Genomic DNA, 15,264 nt, shown 5'->3' with positions numbered 1-15,264 from the left:
TCGGCATGGCTCTGAAATTTCCTGACCTGACCCAACTTTACGCGCACGGGTATGATACCGTGATCGACGTTCGCAGCCCTGCCGAGTTTGCCGAAGATCATCTACCGGGTGCAATAAACCTGCCTGTGCTGAACAACGAGGAACGCGCCCGGGTCGGAACCATTTATGTACAGGACAGCCCCTTTCCGGCGCGCAAGCTGGGCGCTGCTTTGGTGTTCCGCAATGCAGCCAATCACATCGAACACCACCTCAGCCATCATGACGGAGCGTGGCGCCCCTTGGTCTATTGCTGGCGCGGTGGACAGCGTTCCGGATCATTCACATGGATGTTGCAGCAAATCGGTTGGCGCGCGGAAGTTGTTGAGGGCGGCTATCGTACCTACCGTCGATTGGTGAACGCTTATTTGTACGATGATCCCTTGCCACATCGGCTGATCGCGCTGGACGGCTACACCGGCACCGCAAAAACCGATCTTTTGGCTCTGTTGCACGCACGAGGTGTACAGGTTCTGGACCTTGAAGCGCTGGCCAACCATCGCGGGTCCTTGCTGGGCGAAAGGCCTGGGGGGCAGCCCAGTCAGAAGGGGTTTGAATCTGCTCTATCCGCTGCGCTGTGCGCAATGGACCCGGCGCGTCCAGTCGTGGTCGAAGCGGAATCCTCCAAAATTGGCAGCTTGATTCTGCCACCCAGCCTTTGGAACGCGTTGTGTAAGGCTCCGCGCGTGAGCATTACGGCTTCGATTGAAGCACGTTCGGCCTATCTGGTGCGGGCTTATGACGACATTCTGTCTGACAGTGACCGATTGCGGGACCGGTTATCACCGCTGCGGTTCCATCGCGGGCATGAGGTCGTGGACGGGTGGCTGCGCTTGATTGATGCGGATAAAAAACAAGCGCTGACACAGGCGTTGATGGAACAGCATTATGATCCCGCATACACCAAATCCCGACAATCCCGCCCGGTACAGGTGTTGGCCAATCTCGATATCGCAACTTTGGACAATGCGGGGCTGAGCGACGCGGCCGCGCAAATTGAAAGCCTGCTGGATCAGCTGTGAATGCGCAAGCCGGGTGTGCTGGTCAGTTGGCCAATGATCATTGCCGGATATCCTGCGTCCAGAAGATCTTGCAGAAGAGTTTCGGCGTCCTTCGCATTCACGGCGGCCAGCAGGCCCCCGGCTGATTGCGGATCAAAAAGCAGCGCCGCCTTGCCCCCGGACGGAAGATTGGGCGCAATCGCGCTGTTGTCAGCAAAAATCGTTGACCGGACCCCCTGATCCGTCAGCGCAAGAGCACCGTCCATCACCTTTACAGCGTTCAGATCAAGCATGGCGCCGCAATGCGATGCGTCGCAGATGCCTTGCAGATGCCCGGCCAGACCAAACCCGGTCACGTCGGTCATCGCATGGGCGTTGGCCAAAATGCGGGCTGCATCGCCCTGCGGCTGTGTCATATGTTTGTAGGCTGCCGCGACCCAGGCCCCTTCGGCAAGACCGGCCATTTCCGCTGCCATCAGAACTCCGCTTCCCAAGGGTTTGGTCAGGATCAGGCGATCTCCCGGCTGCCCGCCCGCCAATGTAATCGGGGTAGCCTCACACAGGCCAGTCAGCGTGAAACCAACAGTCATCTCATCGCCCATTGAACTGTGTCCGCCCACGATTTCTGCGCCCGCAGCGCGCATGACGTCACTCGCGACTGACATGACTTCGGACATTGTGCGGCTTTGCAGGGGGGCGGACATGCGCGGCAGGATGATCGTTGCCGTGGCCGCCTGAGGCGCGGCCCCCATGGCCCAGATATCCCCTAGGGCGTGAACCGCGGCAACACGCGTCATCAGTGCGGGATCGTTGGTGAAAGCCCGCAGATGGTCGGACGTCATGACTTGCTGCGCCCCGCCCGTTTGCAATAGCGCGGCATCGTCGCCGGGCAAGGTAGTGACGTCGGTACGAGTAGGGGCGGGGAGGGATTTCAGGGCGATTTGCAATGCGTCGCGCCCGATCTTTGCTCCACATCCTCCGCACATGGGCTTTTCACCCAAAACCCCATCAAGCCCAGCGGCCCGGTCGCGTGGCAGGGCGGGCGGTGTCATTCGCGGCAGGTCGCGAAACTTTTTCATGAAACTCTGGTCGATATGGTTCTTCCAGGCCCACATCAACGGGCCGCTGAACGATGTTCCCAAACGCTCGGCCAGTGCAGACTTGCCACCTAGTGAGATCAGTTTGAGATAGTCTTTTTGCGGTGTGTATTTTCGCATCCGTCCCGCGCCGAGCGCTGCTCGCAGATTATCGAACAAAACCGGCGCTTCGCGCACCGCATAGACGCCAGCCTTCGGTCTGGGGTTTTCCGAAAGATGGGCGCAATCCCCGGCGGCAAACACAGCCGGATCACTGGATTGCAGGTAGCTGTTCACGCGGATGTATCCGTCCTGAAGGTCAAGCCCTGTATTTGCGATCCAGTCATAGGCGCGGGCTCCGGCGGCACCGGTCACGAAACCAGCCGGAATTGTGCGCCCGTCCTGTAGTTCCACGTGATCCTGCCCGATCCGGGTGATCACCGTGTTTTCGATCACCTCCACGCCAAGATCATGCATTGCAATCCGGATTGTTGCCGCCGCCTTGGGTTTGGTTGCAGTCAGGGCCGAGGCACTATCGATCAGGGTAATCTGTGCCGCCCGCCCCCTGGCCTTTAACGCGTGCGCCATCGCCATGACCAGTTCGACGCCCGCGACGCCACCGCCGATCACAGCGACCGAGGCCGGCCCTTGACCCTTTAGATACTCGGCCCATTTTGCGGCAAAGGGTCCCAACGGTTTGGCTGGCACTGCATGTTCCGCAAAGCCCGGCAGGGCGGGCATGTCCGATGTGATCCCTACATTGATCGAAGCCACATCGAAGCCTACCGGAGGATGCCCGGGGACGTGCACTTCATGTGTTTCGGTGTCGATGCTACTGACCGCACCCAAGATCACACGTGCACCTGCGAAACGGGCCAGTCTGACAAGATCGATATCCAGCTCCCACCGGTCGTAATGACCGGCGACATATCCGGGCAACATTCCTGAGTAGGGGGCAGTGGGGCCGGGGTTGATCACGGTTACCCGCGCGCCGGGCAACGGGTTCATTCCCCATTTGCGCAGCAGCAGGGCATGGGTGTGGCCGCCGCCAATAAAAACCAGATCACGGGTCAGGGGCAGCGGAGATGTGTGCATTTGTGTTAATTCGCGCTGTGGTCCGGAACATCCTCGACCTGCTCGACCGCGTGGGTGGCCCAGAGCTCATCCTCGCCAGCATCGGGCAGGTCGCTGGGCAGTTCATGACGGTGAATGTGCCATTTTGCAATGAACAGGGCCGTGATCGGAGCCGTCAGGAATAGAAACAGCGTGATCAGAAGCTCGTGTAGCGACAGTTTGCCTTCCAGCAGAACGGAATGGGTGATCGAAGCAAGCAACACCCCGCCCACACCCAAAGTTGTCGCTTTGGTCGGCGCGTGAAGGCGCGACATAGGGTCATTCAACTTGATCATGCCGAAGGACCCGACAAACCCGAAGATACCCGAGACTATCAGGAAAACGGCGATCAGCAGCTCTGCAAGGAATGTCATATCGCCCTCATTCGATGATGTTGCCGCGCAGCATGAAGCGCGCATAAGCCACGGTTGAGACAAAACCCAGCATCGCGATGATCATCGCCGCTTCGAAGAAAATCTCGGTCCCTTTCGACAGGCCATAAAGGATCATCAGGGCAATCGTATTGATGACCATCGTATCCAGAGCCAGAACCCGTGTCCCAACGCCGTCCGCGGTAATGATCCGCCACAGACACATCATGATCGCCGCGCCGAAACAGGCAAATGCAAAGTAGATTGCGTATTCGATCATTCGAAAATCTCCTTCAGGCGACGTTCATAGCGTTGCTTGATTTCGTCGCGCACCTGATCCGGGTTCGGCGCGTCCAGGCAATGAACCAGCAGATTGTGCCCCTGTGCCGACAGGTCGCAACTGACGGTGCCGGGCGTCATCGTGATGGTTCCGGCCAGCACGGTTATGGCCTCGGGTGTCCGAAGCTCCAGCGGAATGCTAACCCAGTTGGGCCGCCGGTCTTCATTGCGTTTGAAGAGGACGATCCGGGCCACCGTCATATTTGCAACGACAATATCCCACAGCACCACGATCATGTATTCGGCGACCATGGGCCAGTTGCGCAGCTTGGGCCTGTCGGGCCAGTAAGGTTGTGTGACGAAGGGAATGATGATTCCAAGGATCAGGCCAAAGACCAGAGAATTCAGTGACGGGCTGTTGGCCAGCAGAATCCAGACGATCGTCAACAAAATGGTCAGGTGCGGGTGCGGAAAAATCCGGTGTAGCAGTTTCATCACTCGGCCCCTCCCAATACGGCAGAGATGTAGTTTTCAGGCATAAACAGCTGCCCTGCGGTTTGGCTTGTATATTCCAGCGCAGGACCCGCGAACAATGTCAGCAGGATCAGGCCGGCTACGGCGCCAAACACGGCAGTAAAGGCCAGACCGGGTTGCGGTTCAGGTGCGACCGGTGCAGGGGCAGCTTCATTTTCCGCTGGCTCAGCTATCGGAACAGCCTGAGTGTCGTAACTTTTCCAGAAAATCAAAGTTCCGGCTCGGGCCAACCCGATTATTGTGACGAACGAGCCGATCAGAATCACGGCCCAGACCGTCGTGGCATCCGAAGCATCGCGCGAGGCGTCCAGCACAAGCAGCTTGCCAATAAAGCCGGACAAGGGCGGCATCCCCGCCATCGCAATCGCCCCCACGAAGAACAGCGCGGACACCAGCCCGCTTTGCGGCATGGGTGGCGTTGGTGCGATGGCCCCGCCGCGCCGCGCCATCACCAGATCGGCAACCAGGAATAGCAGGGCTGTCGCCAGTGTCGAATGGAACACATAGTACAGTGCCGCGGCTGTTGCATCAGGCGTGAATTGCGAGATTGCGATCAAAAGGGTGCCCATGGATGCAATCGCGCAGAACGCCACCATGCGGGCGATGTGTTTTGACCCCAGAATGCCGATAGCCCCGACAGCCAAAGTGACAAGTGCAGCAGGTTGCAACCACGCACCCACCAGTCCCTGTGTTGCGGCGACATCGGGGCCAAAGGCCAGTGTGAACATCCGCAGAATCGAATAAGCCCCGACCTTGGTCATGATTGCAAACAGGGCCGCGACGGGCATTGGCGCATTGGCGTAGCTGGCAGGTAGCCAGAAATGCAGGGGCAGAACGGCGGCCTTGATGCAAAAGACCAGCAGCAAAAGAACCGCGCCAACCCGCAGCAATGCCGTATCCTCGGCCGGGATTTCTGCTACCCGTAAGGCGATATCTGCCATGTTCAGTGTCCCAGTCACGCCATAGATCGTGCCCAAAGCAAACAGGAACAAAGTCGATCCCAACAGGTTGTAAGCGACATATTGCACACCCGCCTTCAACCGCACCGCACCGCCACCATGGGTCATCAGGCCATAAGAGGCGATCAGCAGAACTTCGAAAAACACGAAAAGGTTAAAGGCATCTCCGGTCAGGAAAGCGCCGCAGACACCCATAAGCTGAAAATGGAACAGGGCGTGGAAATGCTTGCCCCGGTTGTCCCAGCCTGTTGCAATGGCGTAAAGCACAATCGGCAGGGCAAGCAGAGCTGTCAGCAAAACCATCATGGCTGACATTCGATCCAGCACCATGACAATGCCAAACGGGGCAGGCCAGTTGCCAAGCTCGTATACCTGAATATCTCCGCCCGAGGCCTGTGCCGTGATCGTCAAGGCGATACCCAACAGGGCTACAACACCGGCAACCGAAAAGATGCGCTGCAAATCCAGATGGTATCGCAGGACCATGATGTTAAACGGAGCCAGGATCGCGGGCAGGACGATCGGCGCAACGATCCAGTGGTTCATGCGTCTTCTCCTGCTGCATCTACGCTGTCCTGCGCTGTCATGTCGATATGGTCATCCTTGGAGGACAGGTACGCGCTGAGCGAGATCATCACGATCACCGCGGTCATCCCAAAGGAAATCACAATTGCGGTCAGCACCAGCGCCTGTGGCAGAGGATCGGTATAAGCGACGTCCTTGTATTTGTTCAGAACCGGGGGGGCGTTCAGCGCAAGGCGCCCGGTCGCGAACAGGAACACGTTGACCGCGTAAGTAATCAGCGACAGGCCCAGAATAACAGGGAACGTCCGGCGGCGCAGGATCAGGAATATTCCGGCAGCGGTCAAGATACCGACGGCAGAGGCTACGAGCGCTTCCATCAGGCCTGCTCCTTCTCTTGTTCTTGTTCCGGTGGAGAGTCCCGCAGAGGGTTGATATCCATCGGAAATTCCTGTGCCATTCCGGGTTGCCATGCAAAGCGGGACAGGCTGTCGAGCGCCAGCATTACCGCGCCCAGAACCGCAAGGAACACGCCCGTGTCAAACAGCATGGCGGTGGCCCATTCGAATTCCTCAAGTGGCGGCCAGTGGAGATAGCCGAAATCACTGGTCAAGAAGGGGCGTTCATTAAACCAGGCCCCCAGACCCGTGGCTGCGGCGATCAGGACGCCCCAGCCAATGGTGCCATGGTAATAAAACCGCTGCCGCTCAATCGCCCAGGTATAGCCGCTGGCCATGTATTGCATCAGATAGGCGATGGCGACGATCAGCCCGGCGATAAAACCGCCGCCTGGCTGGTTGTGCCCACGGAAGAAAATATAAGCCCCGACCATCAGCGCAATTGGCATCATCACGCGGGTCGCCACAACCATCATCAGCGGATGTGAATCACCGGATTGAGGCCAATGCGGTTTGCGATTCAGCAGGTAACTGCGGACATTGGTGCTTAGCACGGATTCCGTCAGCGCAAAGATAATCAGCGCGGCAATGCCCAGCACGATGATCTCGCCAAACGTATCAAAACCCCGGAAGTCGACCAGGATCACGTTGACAACATTGGTGCCGCCACCACCCTTATAGGAATTGGCCAGATGGAATTCTGAAATCGTTGGAAATGCAAAATCGCGCATCATCATCGCGTAGACCAGCGCGCCGGTGCCAAGACCGGCAACGACGGAAATCGCGGCATCCCGCCATCGCCGCGCCGCGCTGCTGTCCCACGGCGTCTCGGTCGGCAGGAAGTTCAGCGACAGCAGCAACAAGATCATCGTTACCACCTCGACCGAGATTTGCGTCAAGGCAAGGTCAGGAGCTGAAAGATAGTTGAACGCGATGGAAACGATCAGGCCCACGACACCGATCAAAACCAGCGACAACAGGCGGTTCCGGTGGAACCACATGATACCAAGCGTCGCGCCCACCAAACAGATCCAGCCGATGATCGGAATGATCTGCGCTGGCAGCGGAACGCGTGTTTCCACACCGATGGTGCCTGTCGAATAGGCGTAATAACCAAGGCCTACAGTGAAGGCGACGAAGATGACCGCATAGCGGCTGAGAACACCGTTATGCATTTCATCGGTTATCCAGCGGCTTAACCTGGTCAGCGCGTCGATGATTGCCTCAAAGATCACCTTGGCCTCGGGTCGGGGCAGGGCATTCCAGACCTGCTCGCCGCGTTTGTGCATTGCCAGCAGGAACAGGCCGCCCAACGTCGCAACAACCGACATGTAAAGTGCAGGCGTGAAGCCATGCCACAGTTTGAGCGAGTAATACGGCAGCTTCTCTCCGCCAATTACCGCGCTGGAAACCACGGCGATCAGGGGGCCAACGATTACTGCGGAATTCAGACCGATCAGGACGACCAGCACCACCAGCAATGCGGGTGCCAGCCACAGCCCGACAGGCGGGTCATGCGGATGGGCGGGATAATCGTCTCGCTGGGGTCCAAGGAAAACATGGCTGACGAATCGGAAAGAATAAGCGGCCGAAAACAGCGCTGCCAAAAGTGCCAGTCCCGGAACCAGATAATGTGAATGCAACCAGGTGGTATGGACGGTCTCTTCCAGCATCATCTCTTTCGACAAAAAGCCGTTCAGCGGCGGCAGACCCGCCATGGACAGGGCCGCGATGGTGCCGATGGTAAAGGTGATCGGCATCAGGTGGCGCAGACCGCCCAACCGTTTCAGGTTCCGCGTACCGGTCTCGTGATCCACGATCCCGGCGGTCATGAACAGGGCAGCCTTGAAGGTCGCATGGTTGATGATGTGGAAAATGGCGGCCACGGCGGCAATTTTGGTGCCAAAGCCCAGCAGCATGGTGATCAGGCCCAGATGGGATACGGTCGAAAAGGCCAGCAGCGCCTTTAGATCATCCTTGAACAGCGCGATGACCGCACCCAGCAGCATGGTGATCAGACCAGTCGTGGCCACGATGTAGAACCAGGCATCTGTTCCTGCCAGAACCGGCCACATCCGCGCCATCAGGAACAGACCGGCTTTCACCATGGTGGCCGAGTGCAAATAGGCGGAAACCGGTGTCGGTGCGGCCATCGCATGCGGCAGCCAGAAGTGAAACGGGAACTGTGCCGACTTGGTGAAAGCGCCCAACAGGATCAGGATCAACGCCGGCAGGTAGTAGGGGGACGCCTGAATCAGTTCCTTGCTCTGCAAAATGACACTCAGGTCATAGGACCCAACGATATTGCCGAGGATCAGCATCCCGGCGATCATCGCCAACCCACCCGAGCCGGTGACGGCCAAAGCCATGCGCGCGCCCTGTCGGCCATCGGGCAGATGTTTCCAATAGCCGATTAGCAGGAATGAGCTGAGCGATGTAAGTTCCCAGAAAACAATCAAAAGTAGGATATTGTCGGACAGGACAATACCAACCATCGCCCCCTGAAATAGCAGCAGGTAGGTATAGAACTGCCCCATCGGGTCTTCGCGCGACAGGTAAAACCGTGCGTAGAGAATGATGAGCAATCCAATGCCGAGGATCAGCAAGGCGAAAAGAAATCCCAGCCCGTCCAGCATGAAATTCGCGTTCAGGCCCAACCTCGGTATCCAGTCAAACCGGGCAGTCACGACGTCTCCGCGCATGACCGAAGGGATGTGGATCAGCAGCCCCATCAGGGCCAGAAATGTGGTCAACCCGGCTGCGGATGCGGCGGCATTTCGGCCCGCGCGGATCAGCAGTGCGGGAAATACAGCACCAAGGAAGGGAAGGGCCGCAATAAGGAATAGGGACAAGTGCGATACTCCGGTCTGGGCGGTCAGGGTGAGGTCAATTTTGTAAGGATATTTTGCCGACTGTCCAGAGATGGCAACTTTTTTGCCGGGCTCCAACGGATCACCAAGGCATTGGCGGCGCTGCGCATTAATGACGCGATCTTGATCTGCGAGCTGTGTTTCACCGCGCAACTTGCTGTGTGGTTGTGCTAGAACCAGCATCAGCGAACAGGAGGCTGAGGCGTGGCCGAAAAAACGAACCGATCCCGACGGTGGCTATTGATTGGTGGCGGTGCCGCGATTGCTGCCGGGTTTGCGATCAGGCAATACAGACTGATCCCTGAAGATCACAGCGGTGGCCGGATCAGTGTGGCCGACGCCCATGAGCAGGCCGCGGACGGGCGCGTTCTGCTGGTTGATATCCGCACACCGCGCGAGTGGCGCGCCTCGGGAATAGGCGAGGGCGCGGTACCGCTGGACATGCGCCGCGAGGATTTCGTCGACGTTCTGACACAAATGACAGGCGGTGATCAGGCTGCGCCCGTGGCGCTGATCTGCGCCCGAGGGGTGCGGTCCGCGCGCCTCAGCAATCGTTTGATTGAAGCCGGATTCACAAATATCATCGACGTATCCGAGGGTATGTTGGGCTCGGCGGCCGGGCCGGGATGGGTAAGGACCGGTTTACCGGTCCGTAAATACAGTGAGGATGCAGGATGATCAGGGAAATCAGCCTGGCAGCAGTATTTGCCTTCACCGCGCAGATGGCCTTGGCGGATTGTGCTGATCAGGGGGAAATTTGCGAAACCTCTTTGGGCGCGTATCATATCGAATTGCCCGATGCGGAAAACCCGCCATTGGTGGTGTTTCTGCACGGGTATGGCGGCAGTGGATCGGGCACGATGCGAAATCGCGGGATGGTCGAACCTCTGCTGGCGCGGGGGTATGCTGTGATGGCACCGGAAGGTTCGGAAAGGCCCAACCGGGGCGGCAGAAAAAGCTGGAACTTTATTCCTGGATTTGGCGAACGGGATGAAACCGCCTTTCTGTCCGAAGTGGTTCAGGACGCGGAAAACCGGTTTGGAATCAATGCGGACCGGGTCATGCTGGGCGGGTTTTCGGCTGGTGGCTTTATGGTCAACTATCTCGCCTGCAAGGCGCCCGAGACATTTTCGGCATATGTTCCGGTGTCCGGAGGATTCTGGCGGCCACACCCGGAAACCTGCAAGGGTCCGATCCGGATGTTTCATACCCATGGCTGGACGGACAACGTGGTACCGCTTGAGGGGCGCGTACTGGGCGGTGGCCGATTTCAGCAGGGCGATATCTATGCCGGGTTCGAAATCTGGCGCGAGGCAAATGGCTGCGTCGATCACAAACCAGCCGGCTTTAGCACAACGGGGAATTTCATGCGCCGCCGCTGGACCACCTGTGCCAAAGGCAGCGCGCTGGAGTTTGCCTTGTTCCCGGGCGGTCATACAGTTCCAGCCGGTTGGGCTGATATGGTCGTGGATTGGTACGAAGGGCTTCCCGGCAGCTGATCACTCTGCCGGGGTCATGTTGATCTTGCCTTCAACCAGTTGCTTCAGCTCGGCCCGGTAACGGCGGGCCGACCGGGTGATGGCAGGTTCGCGGAAATCCTCGCGCATTCCGACCATCCGGCGTGCGGCACCGGCCGAAACACCGCTGAGTGCCGATAGCGGAATGGCAAGTGCGAGACTGATGGCAATCGGAGCCAGCCAGATCGAGACCAGCCCGGACAGGATACCAACACTCAAGGCTATGCCACTGACGGTTTCCAATGCGTGACACAGGATCAGCGTGCGCAATCCGTAACTGCTACCGTCGCGTGCTTGCGGCGACCAGCCCCGCTGAATGCCAAGCGCTGTCCGGAAAACGGCGATCATCTGTTGCACCATCAGGATCGGTGCATACAGGATCGACAGAATGACCTCGGCCAGAAACGAGGTCAGGAACTTGAGGCCGCCTCCGAATTCGGAGTAGCGCACACCGCTTAGCGGCAAAGCCAGAACTCCCAGCACCTTGGGTGCCAGCAGCATTGCATACATCACGAGAATGATCAGAACGTGCCGGGTTTCCGACATTTCCGGCCATTGCGGGAACAGCGGATTATCGGGGCTGAAGTAATGCAGGACAGAGGCGTCTTTGCCCTGACCGATCAGTGCCCACATCAACAGCAGCGCAAACCACAGCGGTGACATCAGGTATCCTACGGCACCGTGGAACATGTGAAAACGCGAGACGGCCCGGAATCCAGTCGAGCCCAGAAGTTTCAGGTGTTGCAGGTTGCCCTGGCACCAACGCCGATCCCGCATCGCATGATCAATCAGTGTGGGGGGCGTTTCCTCGTAAGATCCCCGAATGCGCGGCAGGAACCGCACCGCCCATCCGGCACGGCGCAGCAATCCAGCCTCGACGAAATCATGGCTCATGATCAGCTTGTCCTGACCGTTGAACGCACGCAGCTTGGGCAGTCCGGCACTGGTGGCGAAAGCCTTGGTGCGGATTATGGCGTTGTGGCCCCAATAATTGCCCTCTTGCCCGCACCAGCGCGCCAACCCTTCGGCAAAGGCGATGCCATAGACCCCATTGGCGAATTGTTGCATCCGGGCAAATACCGATTGCGCGCCGATCAGTTGCGGATAGCTCTGGATCAGCCCGGCACCGGGATCACGCGCCAGCGCATCGGTTAGTCGATGTATGGCGCGACCGGTCATAAGGCTGTCCGCATCCAGAACCAGCATCGCGTCCCAGTCTGCGCCCCAACGACTGACCCAGTCGGCGATGTTACCCACCTTGCGGTCGGTGTTCTGCTCGCGGCGGCGGTAATACAACTCCAGCCCCGGGGCGAGCGTGGTGCGCAGGGCTTCGACGCTGGCTTGTTCCTGCGCCGCGATTTCAGGGTCGCGTGTGTCGGACAGGATGAACATGGCATAGTGATGCTGCCCTCCGCGTGCCTGCAAATCTTCAAGCATGGTGCGGGCGTTGCCCAGTACGTTCCATGGCACTTCGTTGTATACCGGTGTCAAAAGGGCCACGCGCAGGGGCTGTGCTGTGCGCTTGCGCTGCGGGCGATCCTGTCGCGACAGCGAAACCATACCCAGCAGAACGGTGCAGACCGTGAACGAAATCCAGAAGAAGTTGAACGAGATAAGCGCCAACAGGATGCCCTCGATCAGATTGATCCCCTGGGCGCTGAACCAGTCGCTCATGATCCACAGCAGGCCCAATGTCGCCACCATCGCCGGTGAAAACGCAAGCGCGCGCCAAAATCCAGTCGCGCCTGTGTCTGGGCCCGACGGGGCATCGGCATCGTGGAACCCCACGCTGAAATTCTGCGCGGGCATCGCCAGAGGTGCTTCAGGCGGCATGATATGCAGATCGCGGTTCATATGGTCCATCGGTAAAGCCACACCTCAGAGGCGGGCTGTTTGTCTTTCAGCAGTTGCGCGCGCAATTCGACATGATCGCGCCCATCAGGCTGGAACGAAAACGCCAGACGCAATCCACCCGTATCCGGGTTGCGTTGCAGAACACCGTCCGAGGTTTCGGCATGAGGGGAATCCACGAAGACACTGATCGCCTCGATATCATCGAACAAATCGCTGCCTTCGAAATCGATGACGGCCAAACGCCCCTCACCGAAGGTGTTTTCGCCCATGGCGGTGTTGGTCACCCGTAGCATCGGAGTGCGTTGAGGCTCCTCACCCCAGATCAGACGATAGGACAGGTCAACCCGACTGCCTGCCGCATAGGGTTCTGCCGGGCGCCAATAGGCGACGATGTTGTCGTAGATTTCCTGATCTGCCGGTATTTCGACCAAAGTAACGGTGCCTTTGCCCCAGTCATTCTGAGGCTCGACCCACAGGCCCGGGCGTTTGTGATAATTCGCCTCAAGGTCGGCATAGTCCGAAAACTCGCGCTTGCGCTGCATCAGCCCGAAGCCGCGTGGGTTCTCGTCAACGAAGGAAGATATTTGCAGGCGGGTCGGGTTGGCCAGCGGACGCCACAACACCTCGCCCGCGCCATTGCGGATCAACAGCCCGTCGCTGTCATGGACGGCAGGGCGGAAATCGTCAAACCGGCTGTGGTTGGTCTGGTCGAACAGGAACATCGAGGTGCCCGGCGCGATACCCACATGAGGCAGGTCTTCGCGGGGAAACAGCGTGGCCTCGACATCGATAACGCAATCTGCCCCCGCCGTGACATTGAAGCGATAGGCGCCAGTCACGCTGGGACTGTCCATCAACGCATGGACGACCATATTGCGATGGCCGGGTTTGGGGCGTTCCAGCCAGAAACGGATGAATTCAGGAAATTCCTCACCATCCGGTTCGCCTGTTTTCAGGGCCAGACCGCGTGCTGACAAACCGTAGACCTCGTCCAGACCGATAGCGCGGAAATAGCTGGCACCCTGCCAGACGCAGAATTCATCCGTCTTGCCGGGGCGGTGCATCTCGGTCCGAAGGCGCAGGCCTGAAAAGCCCAGAGTCTCGTCGATGGGCAATTGCGGCACATCTTCAGATTTCTCGAACATCCCCAGATCGAAAACGACCGGTGTGGTCATGCCATTTTCGACCGTTTCCACCTTGACGGTCCGGGGGAAATACAGGCCCGGTGTGAAGAAATCGACGTTGAATGGTGTTTCGGTCTCGTACCACAAAGCCCGGTCCAGTCGGAATCGGATCGAGCGATACTGTTCGTAAGTCAGATTCTGCCATTCCTGAGGAACCATTTCACGTTCCGCATAAGGGCGGTTGGCCAGGTCGCGGGCCAATTCGACCACGTGGTCGCGGTCAAAGGGGACTGCGCCCCCGGATGCATAGGCCGATGGGGCAAAGGCCAAGGCTGTCGTCGAGACGAGGAATGCGCGACGGGTTAAATTCATCTCTTCAATTTCCAGGGTTGAGACTTGAACCAAGATGCCAGATAAGCCACGCCAATGATCATGGCAAAGCCAATCATGTTGGCGACAAAGACGGTGGCAACATCCCGCCCAGTCTGATCAAGGGCAACGCCGATAAGTCGTGCTGCCGCCATGGAAAATACAAAGACTGCAAGGGATTGCTGACCGACTTTGGTGATGACTGTCAACAGGAACTGCCAGACGCGCGCGCCCATGCTGTGACCCGTCGCAATCAGGCGGTGACCATGTTCGCCTGCCGCAGCCCAACCCAGATAGGCCAATGACAGAAAATGGACATATCGCAGCGCGCCAAACTCGGTTTTGTCGCGCAATTCGTCAGTCAGTGGCCAGATCTTTCGGATCGCAGCGCCCAACTCAGGCGCAGCGGTATTGACCCAGAGGAAGACCTTCCAAGATCCAAACGGAGCTGACAGGATCAGGAACAAGGCAGCCGCCCAGACCAGAGATTTCGATACCGGTGGAGCGGGAATCCAGCCGCGCATCAAGGCAAATCCGGTGAAGAACAGCAATTGCCAGCCAAACGGGTTGAAAAACCATTGCCGATCCGACCACGGCTCGGCCGGAAGGGCCAGCGCGCCGGTCTGGGTGACACACCAGATCGCCACAGATGCAGCAGCCATCAGCCAGAAACTGATACGGTATAGCGCGATGTAGAGCGGCATCAGCGCCAGTACCACCAGATACATCGGCAAGATGTCAAAGTAGTTCGGTACATAAGTCAGCGTGAAGAGCCCCACCATCTGCGGGGCGGGATCATCGAAGAAATGCTGAAGGTTCAGCGACGAGACATAGGTTTTCTCGAACGCGCCGGTCAGGTCCAGCGCTGCCATTGTCATGGCAACAAAGAAGAACAGGGCAATATGGGCCCAATAAACCTGCCAGATGCGATAGGCCACACGGGCTGTGCCCATCCACCAGCCCTTGTACAGGAACGCCCCGCCAAAGGCGATGGCCGAGGCCATGCCCGAACAGAACACGAAGATCTCGGTTGCATCTGAGTACCCAAAGCGCGCCGGGATCCAATTCGCCCAGGGATCATTGGGAATGTGGGCAATCAGGATGATGAACATCGCGATGCCGCGATAGAAATCCAGTCGCGGGTCACGCGTGCGGGCGGGGGTCGCAGCCGAGGCCGCGACGGGTGCAAAATCAGCAGCGGGCGATATGGTCGCCATACGGTCTCTGTCCTTCTTGGTCGT

Annotated in this window: 13 protein-coding genes; 3 read left to right on the top strand and 10 right to left on the bottom strand. The window is 58.5% G+C overall.

Going from position 1 to position 15,264, the window contains the following annotated elements:
- Window positions 1–5 precede the first annotated feature (5 nt).
- The gene (gene mnmH / locus AC2FLU_RS11325) at window positions 6–1,058 is read left to right on the top strand and encodes a tRNA 2-selenouridine(34) synthase MnmH (protein ID WP_496811980.1); all 1,053 of its coding nucleotides are present in this window, start codon (window positions 6–8) and stop codon (window positions 1,056–1,058) included.
- On the opposite strand, the gene selD is transcribed toward mnmH, so the two are convergent.
- Genes selD through AC2FLU_RS11290 form a run of 7 tightly spaced genes read right to left on the bottom strand, consistent with a single transcriptional unit; the run spans window position 1,049 to window position 9,141 of the window.
- Complete coding sequence (selD, locus tag AC2FLU_RS11320) at window positions 1,049–3,208, bottom strand: selenide, water dikinase SelD (protein WP_496811979.1); 2,160 nt, start codon at window positions 3,206–3,208, stop codon at window positions 1,049–1,051. The two genes, mnmH and selD, sit on opposite strands and share 10 nt — an antisense overlap.
- Window positions 3,209–3,213: 5 nt before the next feature.
- Window positions 3,214–3,600 carry a Na+/H+ antiporter subunit G gene (locus AC2FLU_RS11315; protein ID WP_480473524.1) on the bottom strand — a complete coding sequence of 129 codons (387 nt, stop codon included), beginning with the start codon at window positions 3,598–3,600 and terminating at the stop codon, window positions 3,214–3,216.
- A gap of 7 nt (window positions 3,601–3,607) precedes the next feature.
- Window positions 3,608–3,877, bottom strand: a complete 270-nt coding sequence (locus AC2FLU_RS11310; RefSeq protein WP_209503286.1) for a K+/H+ antiporter subunit F — start codon at window positions 3,875–3,877, stop codon at window positions 3,608–3,610.
- Window positions 3,874–4,371 (bottom strand): Na+/H+ antiporter subunit E, encoded by a 498-nt coding sequence (locus AC2FLU_RS11305; RefSeq protein ID WP_480473523.1) that lies wholly within the window; start codon window positions 4,369–4,371, stop codon window positions 3,874–3,876. The genes AC2FLU_RS11310 and AC2FLU_RS11305 overlap by 4 nt, the downstream gene beginning before the upstream one ends.
- Complete coding sequence (locus tag AC2FLU_RS11300) at window positions 4,371–5,915, bottom strand: monovalent cation/H+ antiporter subunit D (protein WP_480473522.1); 1,545 nt, start codon at window positions 5,913–5,915, stop codon at window positions 4,371–4,373. The genes AC2FLU_RS11305 and AC2FLU_RS11300 overlap by 1 nt, the downstream gene beginning before the upstream one ends.
- Window positions 5,912–6,271 (bottom strand): Na+/H+ antiporter subunit C, encoded by a 360-nt coding sequence (locus AC2FLU_RS11295; protein ID WP_209503290.1) that lies wholly within the window; start codon window positions 6,269–6,271, stop codon window positions 5,912–5,914. The genes AC2FLU_RS11300 and AC2FLU_RS11295 overlap by 4 nt, the downstream gene beginning before the upstream one ends.
- Window positions 6,271–9,141, bottom strand: coding sequence for a monovalent cation/H+ antiporter subunit A (locus tag AC2FLU_RS11290; protein ID WP_480473520.1), 2,871 nt, complete (start codon window positions 9,139–9,141; stop codon window positions 6,271–6,273). Before AC2FLU_RS11290 ends, AC2FLU_RS11295 begins: the two co-directional genes overlap by 1 nt.
- Window positions 9,142–9,363: 222 nt before the next feature.
- Here AC2FLU_RS11290 and AC2FLU_RS11285 point away from each other — a divergent pair, with 222 nt between their 5' ends.
- Together AC2FLU_RS11285 and AC2FLU_RS11280 are read left to right on the top strand one after the other, a co-directional pair.
- Window positions 9,364–9,837: a rhodanese-like domain-containing protein gene (locus AC2FLU_RS11285; RefSeq protein ID WP_496808641.1), complete on the top strand. Its 474-nt coding sequence runs from the start codon at window positions 9,364–9,366 to the stop codon at window positions 9,835–9,837.
- On the top strand, window positions 9,834–10,658 hold the full coding sequence (locus AC2FLU_RS11280) for a CE1 family esterase (RefSeq protein WP_496808642.1): 825 nt from the start codon (window positions 9,834–9,836) through the stop codon (window positions 10,656–10,658). Before AC2FLU_RS11285 ends, AC2FLU_RS11280 begins: the two co-directional genes overlap by 4 nt.
- Here the strand turns inward: AC2FLU_RS11280 and mdoH are convergent, their stop codons facing one another.
- Genes mdoH through AC2FLU_RS11265 form a run of 3 tightly spaced genes read right to left on the bottom strand, consistent with a single transcriptional unit; the run spans window position 10,659 to window position 15,240 of the window.
- Window positions 10,659–12,530, bottom strand: coding sequence for a glucans biosynthesis glucosyltransferase MdoH (mdoH, locus tag AC2FLU_RS11275; RefSeq protein WP_496811986.1), 1,872 nt, complete (start codon window positions 12,528–12,530; stop codon window positions 10,659–10,661).
- Window positions 12,527–14,026 (bottom strand): OpgD/OpgG family glucan biosynthesis protein, encoded by a 1,500-nt coding sequence (locus AC2FLU_RS11270; RefSeq protein WP_496808643.1) that lies wholly within the window; start codon window positions 14,024–14,026, stop codon window positions 12,527–12,529. The genes mdoH and AC2FLU_RS11270 overlap by 4 nt, the downstream gene beginning before the upstream one ends.
- A complete protein-coding gene (locus tag AC2FLU_RS11265) occupies window positions 14,023–15,240 on the bottom strand; it encodes an OpgC family protein (RefSeq protein ID WP_480517648.1) in 1,218 nt (405 codons plus the stop codon). The genes AC2FLU_RS11270 and AC2FLU_RS11265 overlap by 4 nt, the downstream gene beginning before the upstream one ends.
- Between the last annotated feature and the right edge of the window lie 24 nt (window positions 15,241–15,264).

The organism is Ruegeria sp. SAZD013 (assembly GCF_059612525.1).
Note: the sequence above shows the minus strand (reverse complement) of the source record. Positions and strands in the feature narration are given on the sequence as shown.